Here is a 14677-nt window from a genome sequence, read left to right as displayed (position 1 = left end):
TTCGCTTCGAGCTTGTCGAGAAGCGGCTGGCACAGCCTATCCCGTTGCTAGACCCTGCTCGAAACGAACGGCTGTACCTTTACAGCGGCAGCAACGCCGCCACGATCTGCCGCTCCTCGGCACGCAACACGCCCCAGGCGCGGGCGGCGGCGCGGCTGTCCATCGCCTCCACGCCGATGCCCAGCGCTTCCACCGCGCGGACGAAGGGGCGTGGCGGCTGGCGCAATCCCGCACCGGTGCCCAGCAGCAGGAACTCCAGGCGCGGATCGGTGGCGAACAGGTCGCCCAGCGCCTCCACGGTCAGCGCCTCCACCGATGCCGGCGCATCGGCCCAGGCCAGCGCCCGCACCGGGCTGAGCAACAGGCCGTCCGGGAACACATCGTCGCGCACCCGGAAGCCCCGGCCCTGAAAGCCGGTGACGATCGGCCCCTGCCCGCTATCGTCGCGGCGGAGCTTGATACCGGAATCGCTCAGGGCTTGGCCCCATCGTCGCGGGGACCAACCCGCTCGGCCGTCCCGGCATAATCGCCCTTCTTGGCCGCCTTCTTCTCCGACGTCTGCGGGCTGAGGCCCAGCGAGATGAGGAGCGAGGACGACACATAGACCGACGAATAGGTGCCCACGATGATGCCCAGCATCATGGCCGCGGTGAAGCCGCGCAGCACATGGCCACCCAGCAGCAACAGCGCGCCCAGCGCCAGCAGGATCGTCACCGACGTCATCACCGTGCGCGGCAGTGTCTCGTTGACGGACAGGTCGATCAGCGCCTTCATGTCCATCTTGCGATATTTGCGCATATTTTCACGGATGCGGTCGTCGATCACCATCTTGTCGTTGATCGAATAGCCCACGATCGTCAGCACTGCGGCGATGATGTTGAGGTCGAATTCCAGCTGGGTGATCGCGAAGAAGCCCAGCGTCATCAGCACGTCGTGGACGATCGCGACGAAGGTCGACACGCCGAACTGCCATTCGTAGCGGAACCAGCTGAAGACCGCGATGCCCAGGATCGCCAGCACGACCGCCAGCACACCATTCTGGATCAGTTCGCCCGACACCTTGCCCGACACCGTATCGTAGCGGGAGAAGGTGACGCCGGGGAACTGCGCCGTCATCGCCTTGCGGGTCTTTTCCACGACGGCATTGGCCGCGCCCGCACCGCCCTGTTCGGGCAGCGGCAAACGGATCTGCACCGTCTTGGGATCGCCAAACTGCTGGAGCGAGCTTTCGCCCACGCCCAGCGTGCCGATGGTGGCACGGACCTTGTCGGTTTCCACCGCCTGCGGGAATTTCGCCTCGATCATCAGGCCGCCGACGAAATCGACGCCCAGGTTGAGGCCCTTATGGGCAGTCGCGCCGACCGCCAGCACCGTCAGCAGCGCGGTCAGGGCAAAGGCCCATTTCCGCACGGCGACGAAGCCGATATTGGTATTGTCGGGGACGAGCTTGAGAAGTTTCATGGGTCTTTCCTCCCGCCCCTCTTAAATATGGATGTCCGTCGGACGGGTGCGACGCACCCAGCCAGCGACGATCATGCGGGTGAAGGTGACGGCGGTGAACACGCTGGTCGCGATGCCGATCAGCAGCACGATGGCAAAGCCCTTCACCGGGCCGGAGCCCAGCGCGAGCATAATGCCGCCGGCGATGGCGTGAGTCACGTTCGCTTCGAAGATGGTGCGGCTGGCTTCCTTATAGCCATGTTCGATCGCCGCTACGACATTGCGTCCGCGTCGCCGTTCCTCACGGATACGTTCGTAGATCAGCACGTTGGCGTCCACTGCCGTACCGATGGTCAGCACGAAACCGGCGATGCCCGGCAGCGTCAGCGTCGCGCCCAGCATGCCCATCACGCCCAGGATCACCATCACGTTGATGGCCACGGCCAGGTTCGCATACATGCCGAACCGGCCATAGCTGACGAACATGAACGCGGCGACCGCGATCACCGCGACGATCGAAGCGATCAGGCCGGCGCGGATCGAGTCGGCGCCAAGGCCCGGCCCGACGGTGCGTTCTTCCACCACGGTCAGCGCGACCGGCAGCTTGCCCGACCGCAGCGCGATCGCCAGCTGGTTGGCGCTTTCCACGGTGAAGCTGCCGCTGATCTGCGCGCTGCCGCCCAGGATCGGTTCGTTGATGTTGGGCGCCGACAGCACCTTGCCGTCCAGGATGATGGCGAAGGGGCGGTTGACATTTTGCGATGTCACCTGCCCGAAACGGCGGCCACCCGCGCTGTTGAAGCGGATGTTGACGATCGCCTGGTTGCTCTGGTCATAACCCTGCGTCGCGTCGGTCAGGTCTTCACCCGACACCATCACCTGCCGCTTCACCGCGATCACCGGCACGCCGGTCGGGTTGGCGGCATAGGGCAGCACTTCGCTGCCCACCGGCGCACGGCCCTGCGCCACTTCGGACGGATTGGCGGTCGTATCGACCAGCTTGAATTCCAGCTTGGCGGTCTGGCCCAGCAGATCCTTCAGCGCCTTGGGATCGCCCAGACCCGGCACCTGCACGACGATGCGATTGTCGCCCTGCTGCTGGATCGTGGGTTCGCGCGTGCCCATTTCGTCGATGCGCTTGCGGATCACTTCGGTCGCGACTTCCATCGCGCTCTTGACCGCGCTCTTGATGCCGGCATCGGTGGGCGTGATGACGATGGTGGAGCTGTTCACCACCTCGACATTGAAGTCGCGCTGGCCGGTCAGGCCCGCGCCCTGCGTCAGAGGGCGGATGCGCTCGACGGCGGCATCCACCTGCGACGGCTCACGGACCATGAAGCTGAGCTTCCCGTCGCGGCTCGAAATGTCGCCGATCGCGATCTTGGGATCGCCCCGGCGCAGTTCGGTGCGCACCTGCTCCTCCATGTTGGTCAGGCGCTGCTTGGCGACATCCTGGGTCGACGCTTCGAGCAGCAGATGGCTGCCGCCCGACAGGTCGAGGCCGAGGTTCACGCGCGTCTGCATGAAGCGGGGGAGCTGCGCGACGGTGGCGTCGGGCAGGAAGCTGGGGACGGCGCACAAAACGCCGATCAGCAACGGCAGGATGATCGCGGCGATCGCCCAGCGCGAGAAGTTCAGCATGGAGGCGCTCAGTCGTTCGCGGGCTTGGCGGCGGTCGGGTCGATCACCTCGGTCAGGGTCGACTTGACCGCCTTGACCTTCATGCCCGGCGCCAGTTCGATATCGGCGTAGATGTCGTCGACGCGCACGACCTTGCCGACCAGGCCGCCACCGGTGATGACCTGATCGCCCTTCTTCACGGCGTCGATCTTGGCCTTATGCTCCTTCATCTTCTTTTGCTGCGGACGGATCAGCAGGAAATAGAAGACCACGAAGATCAGGACCAGCGGCGCCATCTGCACCAGGATTCCGGCGCCGGAGGCTTGCCCGCCCGCGGTCTGGGCAAAGGCTGGGGTAATGAACATGGGTGGGACTGCCTTGTTTTCTGTCGGTCGCGCACGCCCTTTCGACATGCACGGATCAAGGGCGGGCGGCTAACATAGATGAGGGGCAAGAGGCAATATGATTAGGGATTCGGACGAGACGCACAAACTTGTGCGATTGAACGCTTGCGCTTTTCTTTTCTGCCCCCTATTGGGCGCCCTCCGGTCGGGACGTAGCGCAGCCTGGTAGCGCATCACACTGGGGGTGTGGGGGTCGGAGGTTCGAATCCTCTCGTCCCGACCAAGGAAATCAGCTTTTGCGATGGGTTGCAGAGCATCCACTGACAGCGTCAGCGGCCTCCCCATACTTCGTCCAGCGCATGTCTAGCAGCCGGTGAGAAATGGCTGGCCCACGCGCCCGAATCCCACCCTTCTGCTAATCCATAATCTATGAAGCGGCTCGCTTGAGGAAGAACTCAGCCCGCTCGCGGACGGATGGCGATTTATCCGTCATCATCAAAGCGGCTATTTTGGGCGCCACGCCAGGCTCAAGCTCGTACTGGATGATGCTCGAAGCGGCCACTCGGCGCACAATGGCAGAGCGATCACAGGCGCTGACCTCAATCAGACGAGCGCGATCAGCAGCGTGGCCCAGCATTCTTTTGCTGTAGGTTGTTTCACGACGGCGGATTCCCATCGGCTTGTTGACCCAGCGCCAAGTCCACCCGCTAGGCCAAGTTGCATAACCATCTATGAGGGCCTGAACGGCAGTCGCTCTAACTGCCGGTTGAATAGCTTCACAGGCCAGACCTTCCAGATGACCATCAAGACCGCCTTCCCGAAGCGCGTATCTTAAAACGGTTGCCATCGGGCCAGTCCGACTAGCTCGAATGAGTTGAGCAAGATGTTCTACGACATCAGGCCGAGCAAATGCGTCGGCCAATGCGCTCCGCTCCTCAGACCAGCGCCCCCAACTATTCTCTCTCGCAAGGAGTGCAACAGCGGCTTCTGCTACGATGGTTGGAGACGTCATCGGGAAACAACGGAGCGCGCACTCCGCGGCCGCTTTTCTCACCGGCAAAACCCAATCATTCAGTCGCCATGCGATAGCCGCAAACAGGAACGGGCTTGGTATTGCAGACGCTATGCGTTTGAGCGCCGCTTCCCGAATATAACCATCGCGATGGAACAGGAAAAGATATTCGAGGTTCGGTATTCTACCAAGCTGGTCAACATCTACCATTCTGGGGGAAAATAACCGCACGATAAGCGGATACCGCCGCCTCCATTTCTGCAAGTTCGCAGAATACGCAATTTCACTATCTGCCCGAACAATAACGCTGGCCTTAAGGCCATTGATCTCATCCAGAATTCCATCGAACTCGTGACCTATGGCTATTTGCTGTTCCAGCTTGGCGCCGAGATCAACTAACTTCGCACGCAAAGATTCGGGGAGGACGGATTTTGGCGTAAGCATGGCTCAATCTGCAATTGCTCGTCGGATGGGTCAATTGTTATGCGATGTGGCTGTTGCCGCCCGAGGTGAAAACGCAGGTCGAACGGCATGTCCGACGCACACAAACTGCCTCCTCCTCAAATTCCCCCTGTCCTACAACGAACCATATGGGATAAATGATTCGCCTCTTTTCCCTACAGGAGGCGTATCATGGACATTCACGACCTGATTGATGAGGTCATTGCCCGCGAAGGTGGTTATAGCGATCATCCCGCCGATCGCGGCGGCCCCACCAATATGGGCATCACGCTCGGCGTCGCCCGCGCCAATGGCTATATCGGCGACATGAAGGCATTGCCGCGCAGCGTCGCGGAGGCGATCTATCGCCGCCTCTACTGGGAGCGACCGGGCTATGCCTTCATCGCGGAAATGAGCGGACCGATTGCAGCGGAACTGTTCGATACCGGCGTCAATATGGGCGTCGCGACCGCGACCGGCTTTCTCCAGCGCGCGCTCAATGCGCTCAACCGCAACCAGCAGGATTATCCCGACCTCAAGGTCGACCGGCAGGTCGGCGCGCGCACCCTCGCCGCGCTGGCCGCCTTTCGTTCCGTGCGCGGGGCCGCCGGCGACAAGGTGCTGCTCAAGGCGCTCGAAGCACTGCAAGGCGAACGCTATGTCGCGCTGGCGGAGCAGCGCCCGGCCAACGAAGCCTTTCTCTATGGCTGGCTCGCCAACCGGATCGGTTAAGGGAGGCAGGACATGCAACAGGATGGCGAAGCCGAACCGACCGACATCTGGACGCAGCGGGCGCGCCCCGCCTTCCTCTATGTCATGTACGCGCTGCTGCTCTGGTCGCTGCCCATGGGGCTGATCGCCGGGGTCCGGCCGGACATGGCGGTGGCGATCACGGCGGGCATGCGCGCCTATCTCAACGCCCTGCCCGAACCGCTCTATGCGCTCTTTGGCACCGGCTATCTGGGCTATACCGCCGCGCGCGCTTGGGGGAAGGCGAAGGGCAGCGAACGATAGGGCAGCGAACGATAAGGCCCCTACCCCTCCGCCGGGAAATGCGCCTTGATGAAGTCCAGCACGATCCGCGCACGCGGCGGCAGGCGACGGCGCGAGGGGTGGACCACGAAAATGTCGAGCGGGGCGATGGCGCTGTCGGGCAGCACCGGCACCAGTCGCCCCGCCGCCATGTCGCCCGCCACCCGGATCGCTGGCAGCAACGCGATACCCAGGCCGCTCAGCGCCGCACGATGCACCGCCTCGCTATTGTCCGACCGGACCAGCCCTTCCACCAGCCGCTCACGCCCATCGATCGTCCAGCGCGCGGGCATGTCGCCATAGGCATAGGCGATGCACTGATGATCCTTCAGCGCCTCCGCCGACGCCGGCATGCCTCGCGCGGCCAGATAGTCGGGATGCGCCACCAGCCGCCGCGCCAGCCGCCCCAGCGGATGCGCGACCAGGCTATCGTCGCCGATCGGCCCGACCCGCACCGCCAGGTCGAGCCGGTCCTCCACCACGTCCCGCTGCCAGTCGGTCATCGCGCAATCGATCTGCAACCCCGGATAGCGCCGCCCCAGTTCGCCCAACCGCGCGACATAATGGAGGCCGAGCGCGGTCGTCAGCCCGATCCGCACCAGCCCATGCGGCTGGTCCCGCTCCGGCCCGAAATCCGCTTCCGCCAGATCCAGCGCGTCCAGCATCGTGCGCGCATGGACCAGCAATTGATCGGCATCAGCGGTCGGCACCAGCCGCCGGGTCGTGCGATGGAACAGGCGCACGCCGAAATGCGCCTCCACCAGATCCAGCCGCCGGGCGATCGTCGTATGGCTGGCATGCACTTCCTTCGCCACGCGCGAGAAGCTGGGCACCTCGACCAGACGGATGAATGTTCGCAAGGCGATCAGCAGATCGGACATTTACACGACTCACGCACAGAATTTGTGCAACCAATCCTTATTGTCCCCGGACCCAAAAGGCCACACCTGCATGCCCACGCCCTGCAATGCGGGCGAAGGAGGATGAGAGGATGACTGCAAGCCGTATCGCTCACGCCGGACTGGCCGCCAAAGGCCAGACCGCCGCAGAGGCCGCCGCGCTGATCCATGACGGCATGACCGTGGGCATGAGCGGCTTTACCGGCTCGGGCTATCCCAAGGCGGTGCCGCTGGCGCTGGCCGACCGCATCACCGCCGCCCATGCCGCGGGCGATCCCTTCCGCGTGAAGATCTGGACCGGCGCATCCACCGGCCCGGAACTGGACGGCGCGCTGGCCAAGGCCGACGGCATCGAATATCGCCTGCCCTACAACAGCGACCCCATCGCCCGCGAACGCATCAATGCCGGGCAGATGCATTATTTCGACATGCACCTCAGCCAGGTCGCACCGATGGCGTGGCAGGGCTTCCTCGGCGATCTCGATATCGCCGTCGTGGAAGTCACCGGCATCACCGCCGATGGCGACCTTATCCCCTCGGCCTCGGTCGGCAACAACAAGACCTGGATCGACCGCGCCAAGGGCGTGATCCTGGAGGTCAATCGCTGGCAGAATCCCGCGCTGGAGGGGATGCACGACATTTATTACGGCACCGCCCTGCCGCCCCATCGCCAGCCCATCCCGCTGGTCCGCGCCGACCAGCGCATCGGCCAGCCGACCTTCCGCTGCGATCCGGCCAGGGTGATCGCGGTAGTCGAAACCGACGCGCCGGACCGTAACGCCCCCTTCTCCCCGCCGGACGCGACCGCCCATGCGATCGCTGGCCACCTGCTCGACTTCCTCAGCCATGAAGTGCGCCAGGGCCGCCTGCCCGCCTCGCTCCTGCCGCTGCAATCGGGCGTCGGCAACATCGCCAATGCGGTGCTGACCGGCCTGATCGACGCACCCTTTCACGACATGGTCGCCTATACGGAGGTGATTCAGGACGGGATGCTGGACCTGCTGGATTCGGGCAAGCTGCGCATGGCCAGCGCCACCGCCTTCTCGCTCAGCCCCGAAGCCGCCACGCGCCTGAATGCCGATATGCACCGCTATCGCGACAAGATGCTGCTGCGCCCGCAGGAAATCAGCAACCATCCCGAACTGGTCCGGCGCCTCGGCTGCATCGCGATGAACGGCCTGATCGAGGCGGACATCTATGGCAACGTAAACAGCACGCACCTGATGGGATCGCGCATCCAGAACGGCATCGGCGGATCGGGCGACTTTGCCCGCAACGCCTATCTGTCGATCTTCATGACACCGTCCACCGCCAAGGGCGGCAAGATTTCCGCCATCGTGCCGCATTGCAGCCATGTCGACCATATCAACCAGGATGTGCAGGTGATCGTCACCGAACAGGGGCTCGCCGACCTGCGCGGCTTGGCCCCGCGCCAGCGTGCAGAACAGATCATCGCCCACTGCGCCCATCCCGATTACCGGCCGATGCTGGCGGATTATTATGCCCGCGCGATGAAGGGCAGTTTCGGCCTGCAATCGCCGATGTTGCCGGGCGAAGCGCTCGCCTGGCACCAGCGCTATATCGAGACAGGCACGATGCGGGGGTAGGCGCGGCGGCGCGCCGGATGGACACCCCGCCGGCGCGCCATCGCATACATCATGAAGGAGCGGAATCGGTGGCCCCTCCGCCGGTTCCGGACCGCATCATGCCCGGCGGGCCTGCGAGCGCACACGCAGGCCCGCCTTTCCATATGGGCGCGCCTCACCCCTCCGCCTTGTCCTTTGCCGGCAGGATCTTCTCCACGATCACCGGCGCCGCAGCTGGCGGGGCCACAGGCACCGGATCGACGGCGCTCTTGACCAGCGTGTCGAGGCTGGAGCCGTCGAGGCCCAGTTCCTTCATCAGCCCGTCGATCACCGGCGCCTGCGCACGGTAGCGCAGCGCGGCGGAGACGGCGGCGCTGGCGAGATTCTGGTCGTTGCCAGCGCTCACCAACCCGTCGCTGCCGGTGCTTCCACCGGTGATGCCATCGACCTGCACGATCTTGATCGAATCGATCGATTCCATGGGCTTGGCGGCTTCGCGGATCAGATCGGGCAGCACCTTGAGCAGCGCCAGCTTGGTCTGGAGCGACATCTGGTCGGACGACAGCAGGTTCGCGGCCTCGTTGACGGCGCGCTGGCCGGCGGCCTCCACCTCAAAGCGGACACGGTCGGCCTCGGCGCGCAGCTTGGCGGCCTCCGCCTCACCTTCGGCCGCGACGCGCAGCGCTTCGGCACGGTCGGCGGCGGCCTGCTTCTCGGCCTCGGCCTCGACCCGCACCTGAATCGCGGCGCGCTCGGCCTCACGCGCGGCATCGATCAGTTCGATCCGCTTGGCGCGCTCGGCGACCTCGGTGGCGCGGCTGGTCTGCACCTGTTCCTCGGCGGCGACCGCCTTGGCGCGGGCCTCGTCGGCCTCGGCCTTGGCCTGACTTTCCTCGCGACTCTTGTTCTGGACCGCGATCTGCTGTTCCTGCCGGGCGAGTTCGAGCGCCTGCGCCTGCGCGATCTTGGCCTGCTGCACGGCGCGGTCGGCCTCGATCTGCTGGCTGTCGACCAGCTTCTTCGCCTCGATCCGCGCCTGATCGGCCTCCTGCTGGCGCAACGACTGTTCACGCGCGACTTCGGCGACCTGCGCGGCGCGGCGCATCTCCACCTCCCGCTCCTGCTCCAGCCGGGCGAATTCGCCGTCACGCTGAATGAGCAGTGACTGGCGCTCGGCCTCCAGATTCTTCGTTTCGATCTGGACGCGGGTTTCCTGCTCGATGTCGTTTCTGGTCTTCTTCCGCAACTCGATCTGCTCGGTCAGCTTGGTCAGGCCCTCGGCGTCGAAGGCGTTGTTGGCGTTGAAATGTTCGATCGAGGTCTGGTCGAGGCCGGTGAGCGAGACGCTTTCCAGTTCGAGGCCGTTCATCGCGAGATCGACCGACGACACCTGCTGCACCTTCTGCACGAAGTCGCCGCGCTGTTCGTGCAGCTGGTTCATGGTCATGCCCGCCGCGACCGAGCGGAGCGCATCAACGAACTTGCCCTCGACCAGTTCCTTGAGCGCTTCCGGGTTCATCGTGCGCATGCCGAGCGTCTGCGCGGCGGTGGCGATCGACTGGGCATCGGGCCGGACGCGGACGTAGAATTCGGCCTTCACGTCGATGCGCAGGCGGTCGAGCGTGATGAGCGCGTCGCTATTCTTGCGCTCCACCGCCAGACGCACCGTGTTCATGTTGACCGGCATCGTCTCATGGAAGATTGGCAGCACCAGCGCGCCGCCGTTCATGACGACCTTTTCCCCGCCAAAGCCGGTGCGGACAAAGCCGATTTCCTTCGATGCCCGTTTGTAGAGGCGGGCGATCACAATCCCCAGCACGATCAGGACCAGCAAGCCGCTGCCTGCGATCATCGCATAGGGAAGGATGGAAAAGCTTTGCTGGACGGCAGGCAGGTTCATGTCTGTCTCCTGGACTTTGGGGGAACTTAAATTCGGGGCAGATAATGGTCGCCATGGGAAATGGCGCGGAAGATATGGGCGTCACGGCGTACGAGCAGGATGGTTTCGCCCTCCTCCAGCGCCTGACCGGCATTGTCGGGTTCGACCATGACATAATGGGCCTGGCCATGATGATCCTCGACACGGGCGCGGGCGGGCGATCCGCTGGTGGCGCGGCCGGTGACGATGCGGGCATGGCTGCCGACCAGATGGTCGAGCGGGATGGCGGTGGTGTGATCCTGCGGCAGGAGCGGCGCGACGAGGCGCGCAGCGATGCCGGTGGCGGGAAGCGCGGCGACGCCCGCGGCGGGGACGGCGATCCAGGGGGTAATCATGCCGCCCCACAGGTCATGCGCTGCCTGCTGGCCCAACAGGCCGATGATCGCAAAGAGGGTGAGGAAGAGGGCGACCAGCGCCAGCAGAGGGAGGCGACCAAGACCGAGCCAGCCAAGCAGGTCGGCGTCGCTATCGAGATCCAGATCGGCATCACCGGCAAAGCCCAGCGCCTGCACGGCACCGATCAGCAGCATCAGCACCAGCGCCGACACGAAGACGATATTTTCCGGCGCGAAAAGAAAGGCCTCCACTCCCTAACCTCCTGATTCGCCAGCAATGCTAGACGACGAATGGAGGCAGGGACAGGACAAAGCGACTGGACTGGTCGTTATTCAGCCCAGGCGGGCCTGCAAAACGCGCCTTCCTGCGCTCCGGTGCTCACGTACTTGAAGTACGCTGCGCTCCGGTGCTCGAAACGCACGTTTTGCAGGCCCCCCTGAACTAAATCCCGACCAGTCCTGTGCTTGCGTGAGACTATTGCATCACCAGATCGCGGCTGATGTAGACTTGCGCCACCCGGCCATTCTTCATGGCGCAGGTGAAGCGGCGGCTGGCGCCGTCATTGGCGCGATAGCTGGTACGGCTCTCGACATAGCCGTCAATATTATAGCCGTCCGCCGTGGCGATCGGCGTTTCCATGTGGCGCACCTCGGCATAGCCGCCATGTTCCTGCTCGGCTTCGTCGCGGGCGGCGAGCGCGCAGGCGTCGGTCATCGCGTCGTCCCGGCCATTGCCGTCGGCGATGTCGGAGAAATCGGCGTCGTTGCGCGGCGGGATGCCATTGCGAACGTCTGTGCCATAGTCGGTGCCGCTGCTCGGCGGAGGGGCGTCATATTCGCCGCCGCTATTGGGATCGCGCGCCTTCTTGTCCTTCGACATGGCGTTGGCGACGATGGCGACCGCGCCGATGATCGCGGCCACGCCGATCGCATCGCCCACGCCAAAGCCGTCACCCTGCCGATGATGCCGGTCCCAACCACCATGACCCCAGCCATTGCCATAGCCGCCGCCATAGCCCCCACCATAACCATAGCGCGGACGCGCCTCGGCCGCGCTGACGCTGCCCAGCAGCAACCCTGCGCCAACCAGCGCACCTGTCATCCAGCGGGTCTTGGGTCCGATCTTCATGCTACGCCTCCTGCGATGAAGAGAGCCATAGCTGCGATCGGCTGTCCAGAGGGTGAACGGGCGATCGCCTTGTCGTCGCGATGAGGCGGGATTAGCCTCCGGTCATGTCCGACGACGCAATATTGATCCATGCGCGCATCCATATGCTGACAGCCGCAGAAGGAGGACGAAGCACGCCCTTGATTGGTGGCGTCCCCTATCGTCCCAACCATCATTTCTTTGATGCCGGAGACAATCGCATGTGCGTGGGGGCGATCGATCTGGCCGAGGGCGAGAGCCTTGCGCCGGGTGGAACGATCGAGAGGGATATTCTCATGTGGATATGGCCGGAACTGAAGGGGGCCATTCAGCCGGGGCGAAAATGGGCCATCCGGGAAGGCGCACAACTGGTCGGCCACGGAACGGTGATTGCGGTGCTGGAATCCGGGTGAACGAGCGATTGTCAGCGCTGATAAGCAATGACTTGGTTGGGAGCAAACGCCTCGACCATGACGCTTTCATACCAGTCAGCCAGAAAGCCAGGCAACTGGCTGAGATGGCGGATCAGCCTGTCCCAATCCTTCATGTCTTCGTGAAAACTATGAACGATGCCTTGCATCACGACATCGCAGCAGATCAGGTCCGTCGTCAATTCGTCTCGCTGAAAGAAGACAACGCGGTCGATCGCTGGCAGCGCTATCTGATCTATGATGTCCCGCCTGCTGGTCATCTGCCCTCTATTCCGGCTTCGCCCTGATCTTCAGTCCGGTGAAATAGGCCGCGAAGCTGTAGCTGTCGGCATATTCCGCGATCAGCTTGTCGACCGGCTTGCCCGACCCATGGCCGGCACGGCTTTCGACGCGGAGCAAATGGGGCCTGGCGCCCAGATCGGCGGCTTGGAGCGCGGCGGCATATTTGAAGCTGTGAGCCGGCACCACCCGGTCGTCGGTGTCGGCGGTCGATACGAGAATGGCCGGATACTCCTTGCCGCCCAGGATATTGTGATAGGGCGAATAGCCGTAGAGCAGCGGGAAATCCTGCGCGCTTTCGGGCGACCCATAGTCGTCGACCCAGTAGCGACCGGCGGTGAAACGGTCGAAGCGCAACATGTCCATCACGCCTACGGCGGGCAGCGCGGCAGCGAACAGGTCGGGCCGCTGGTTCACCACCGCGCCGACCAGCAGGCCACCGTTGGAGCGCCCCTCGATCGCAAGGCCATCCTTGGTGGTGAAGCCGTTGGCCTTCAGATATTCCGCCGCCGCAATGAAATCGTCGAACACATTCTGCTTGTTTGCGCCGCGCCCGGCCTCATGCCAGGCCTTGCCATATTCGCCGCCGCCGCGAAGATTGGCGATGGCATAGACGCCGCCCTGCTCCAGCCAGGCCATGCGCGTGGCCGAATAGCCCGGCGTCAGGGATATGTTGAAGCCGCCATAGCCATAGAGGATCGTCGGCGCGGCGATCGCCCGGTCGGCCAGCGTCTTGCGCCGGATGATCGTCATCGGGATCAGCGTGCCGTCCTTCGACGGATAGACGCGCTGTTCCACGCCGAAGTCGTCCGGGTTGAAGGGCAAATCGGGCTGGGCGAACAATTCGCTCTTCAGGCTGTTCGTGTCGAACCGATAGATGCTGGCCGGGGTGGCGAAACCGGAGAAGCTGAAGAAGGTTTCGGGATCGCCCTCCCGCCCGCCAAAGCCCGCCGCGGTGCCCATGCCCGGCAAGGGCACGTCGCTGACCTTGCGCCCGTCCAGCTCGACCAGTTCGGCGACGGTCTGCGCGTCGCTCATATAGGCCAGGATCATGCGATTGCCGACCAGCGATCCGCCGGCCAGCGTTTCAGGCCGTTCGCGCACCACCTCGCGCGGCCGGCTGCGGGGCTTGGCGGCGTCCAGCGTCACCACCCGCATATGGGCGGCATGATCGTCGGTCAGGAAATAGAGGCTGCGGTCGCGGCTGCCGATCAGGCGCCAGTCATGGTCCAGCCCCTTGACCAGCAGCCGCGGCTTGACCGGGCCGCCGGTGAGTTCGGCGACATGGAGTTCGCGGCGCGGATCGATCCCCTGAAAGCTGCTGATGAGCAACCAGCGGCCGTCGCTCGTCACCTGCGCCTGATGGCTGAGCGCGGGCCGGTCGGGCGTGTCGTAGATCAGCTGATCCTGCGCCTGATCCGTGCCGACGCGGTGATAATAAAGCTGCTGGTTCCGGTTGGCTGACTGATAGGCCTCGCCATCCTGCGGCGCGGCGAAGCGGGAGTAGAAAAAGCCCTCTGCCCGGCCATCCCAGGCGATTTGCGAGAATTTGACCCACTCGATCCGGTCGTCCAGCGGCTTGCCGCTGTCGACGTCGATCAGCTTGAGCGTGCGCCAGTCGCTGCCCGCCTCCTGCACCGCATAGGCGAGAAAGCGGCCATCGGGCGAAGGCGCCCATTCGGCAAGCGCGCTGGCATTGTCCTTCGCCCAGCCATTAGGGTCCAGCAGCAGGCGTTGCTTGCCGGCCAGCCCTTCGCGGACATAAAGGGGGGTCTGGTTCTCCAGCCCCTTGTTATAGCCGTAAAAATAGCGGCCACCGGCCTTGCGCGGCACGGTGAAGCGGCCATGCGACAGCAGCGCCTGCATCCGCCCCTTGAGCGCCTCGCGGCCGGGCAGTTCGTCAAGATAGCGGCGGGTCAGGCTGTTTTCCTGATCGACCCAGTCGCGCACGGCAGGATCGGCGCGCAGATCGTTTTCCAGCCAGCGATAGGGATCGGCGACCTTCACGCCGAAATGATCCTCGACCAGATCCAGCCTTTTCGCGACCGGGTAGCGCAAGGTCGCATCGCCCGCGTCGATGGCGGCGCCCTCCGGCCCGGCAAGGACAGGCGCGGCCGCCAGCATCAGCGGCAGGATCAGGGCAGCGGCGCGCATCCTCTCTTTCGACTCTTC

The 14677-nt window shown here is 64.3% G+C and carries 15 protein-coding genes and 1 tRNA gene; 5 read left to right on the top strand and 11 right to left on the bottom strand.

All coding sequences use genetic code 11. The features are described 5' to 3' along the window. Window positions 1–79: 79 nt before the first annotated feature. From ACNHGR_RS16085 to yajC, 4 genes are read right to left on the bottom strand one after another with little or no spacing between them, the layout of a single operon-like run. Complete coding sequence (locus ACNHGR_RS16085; protein WP_475288453.1) at window positions 80–424, bottom strand: Mth938-like domain-containing protein; 345 nt, start codon at window positions 422–424, stop codon at window positions 80–82. Window positions 425–471: 47 nt separating this feature from the next. Continuing rightward, window positions 472–1461 carry a protein translocase subunit SecF gene (gene secF / locus ACNHGR_RS16080; protein WP_184269380.1) on the bottom strand — a complete coding sequence of 330 codons (990 nt, stop codon included), beginning with the start codon at window positions 1459–1461 and terminating at the stop codon, window positions 472–474. A gap of 21 nt (window positions 1462–1482) precedes the next feature. Then, window positions 1483–3081: a protein translocase subunit SecD gene (gene secD / locus ACNHGR_RS16075; RefSeq protein WP_475287393.1), complete on the bottom strand. Its 1599-nt coding sequence runs from the start codon at window positions 3079–3081 to the stop codon at window positions 1483–1485. Between the two features lie 8 nt (window positions 3082–3089). Next, window positions 3090–3425, bottom strand: coding sequence for a preprotein translocase subunit YajC (yajC, locus tag ACNHGR_RS16070; protein ID WP_120251006.1), 336 nt, complete (start codon window positions 3423–3425; stop codon window positions 3090–3092). A 185-nt stretch (window positions 3426–3610) separates the two neighbouring features. Here yajC and ACNHGR_RS16065 point away from each other — a divergent pair. After that, window positions 3611–3687: transfer RNA gene (locus ACNHGR_RS16065), tRNA-Pro, on the top strand. 144 nt (window positions 3688–3831) lie between these two features. Here the strand turns inward: ACNHGR_RS16065 and ACNHGR_RS16060 are convergent. Continuing rightward, a complete protein-coding gene (locus tag ACNHGR_RS16060) occupies window positions 3832–4860 on the bottom strand; it encodes a hypothetical protein (protein ID WP_475287392.1) in 1029 nt (342 codons plus the stop codon). 189 nt (window positions 4861–5049) lie between these two features. Here ACNHGR_RS16060 and ACNHGR_RS16055 point away from each other — a divergent pair, with 189 nt between their 5' ends. Both ACNHGR_RS16055 and ACNHGR_RS16050 read left to right on the top strand, forming a co-directional pair. Then, window positions 5050–5589: a glycosyl hydrolase 108 family protein gene (locus tag ACNHGR_RS16055; protein WP_184269374.1), complete on the top strand. Its 540-nt coding sequence runs from the start codon at window positions 5050–5052 to the stop codon at window positions 5587–5589. Between the two features lie 12 nt (window positions 5590–5601). Next, window positions 5602–5871 (top strand): 3TM-type holin, encoded by a 270-nt coding sequence (locus ACNHGR_RS16050; RefSeq protein ID WP_475287390.1) that lies wholly within the window; start codon window positions 5602–5604, stop codon window positions 5869–5871. 20 nt (window positions 5872–5891) lie between these two features. On the opposite strand, the gene ACNHGR_RS16045 is transcribed toward ACNHGR_RS16050, so the two are convergent. After that, window positions 5892–6770 carry a LysR family transcriptional regulator gene (locus ACNHGR_RS16045; protein ID WP_475287388.1) on the bottom strand — a complete coding sequence of 293 codons (879 nt, stop codon included), beginning with the start codon at window positions 6768–6770 and terminating at the stop codon, window positions 5892–5894. A 110-nt stretch (window positions 6771–6880) separates the two neighbouring features. Here ACNHGR_RS16045 and ACNHGR_RS16040 point away from each other — a divergent pair, with 110 nt between their 5' ends. Beyond that, on the top strand, window positions 6881–8395 hold the full coding sequence (locus ACNHGR_RS16040; protein ID WP_475287387.1) for an acetyl-CoA hydrolase/transferase family protein: 1515 nt from the start codon (window positions 6881–6883) through the stop codon (window positions 8393–8395). A gap of 154 nt (window positions 8396–8549) precedes the next feature. On the opposite strand, the gene ACNHGR_RS16035 is transcribed toward ACNHGR_RS16040, so the two are convergent. From ACNHGR_RS16035 to ACNHGR_RS16025, 3 genes are all read right to left on the bottom strand, one after another. Next, on the bottom strand, window positions 8550–10274 hold the full coding sequence (locus ACNHGR_RS16035) for a flotillin family protein (RefSeq protein WP_475287385.1): 1725 nt from the start codon (window positions 10272–10274) through the stop codon (window positions 8550–8552). Window positions 10275–10300: 26 nt separating this feature from the next. Next, entirely contained in the window at window positions 10301–10900 is a 600-nt protein-coding gene (locus ACNHGR_RS16030; RefSeq protein WP_184269363.1) for an OB-fold-containig protein, read from the bottom strand. 223 nt (window positions 10901–11123) lie between these two features. Beyond that, the gene (locus ACNHGR_RS16025) at window positions 11124–11777 is read right to left on the bottom strand and encodes a hypothetical protein (RefSeq protein WP_475287383.1); all 654 of its coding nucleotides are present in this window, start codon (window positions 11775–11777) and stop codon (window positions 11124–11126) included. 104 nt (window positions 11778–11881) lie between these two features. Between ACNHGR_RS16025 and ACNHGR_RS16020 the strand changes: the two genes are divergently transcribed. Next, window positions 11882–12208, top strand: a complete 327-nt coding sequence (locus tag ACNHGR_RS16020; RefSeq protein WP_475287382.1) for a hypothetical protein — start codon at window positions 11882–11884, stop codon at window positions 12206–12208. Between the two features lie 11 nt (window positions 12209–12219). Here the strand turns inward: ACNHGR_RS16020 and ACNHGR_RS16015 are convergent, their stop codons facing one another. Both ACNHGR_RS16015 and ACNHGR_RS16010 read right to left on the bottom strand, forming a co-directional pair. Next, window positions 12220–12486 (bottom strand): hypothetical protein, encoded by a 267-nt coding sequence (locus ACNHGR_RS16015; protein WP_475287380.1) that lies wholly within the window; start codon window positions 12484–12486, stop codon window positions 12220–12222. 7 nt (window positions 12487–12493) lie between these two features. Continuing rightward, on the bottom strand, window positions 12494–14659 hold the full coding sequence (locus tag ACNHGR_RS16010) for a prolyl oligopeptidase family serine peptidase (protein WP_475287378.1): 2166 nt from the start codon (window positions 14657–14659) through the stop codon (window positions 12494–12496). Window positions 14660–14677 lie beyond the last annotated feature (18 nt).

This window comes from Sphingobium sp. RS1 (assembly GCF_056156825.1).
The sequence above is the reverse complement of the archived record's forward strand: the minus strand, read 5'-3'. Positions and strand labels throughout refer to the sequence as shown.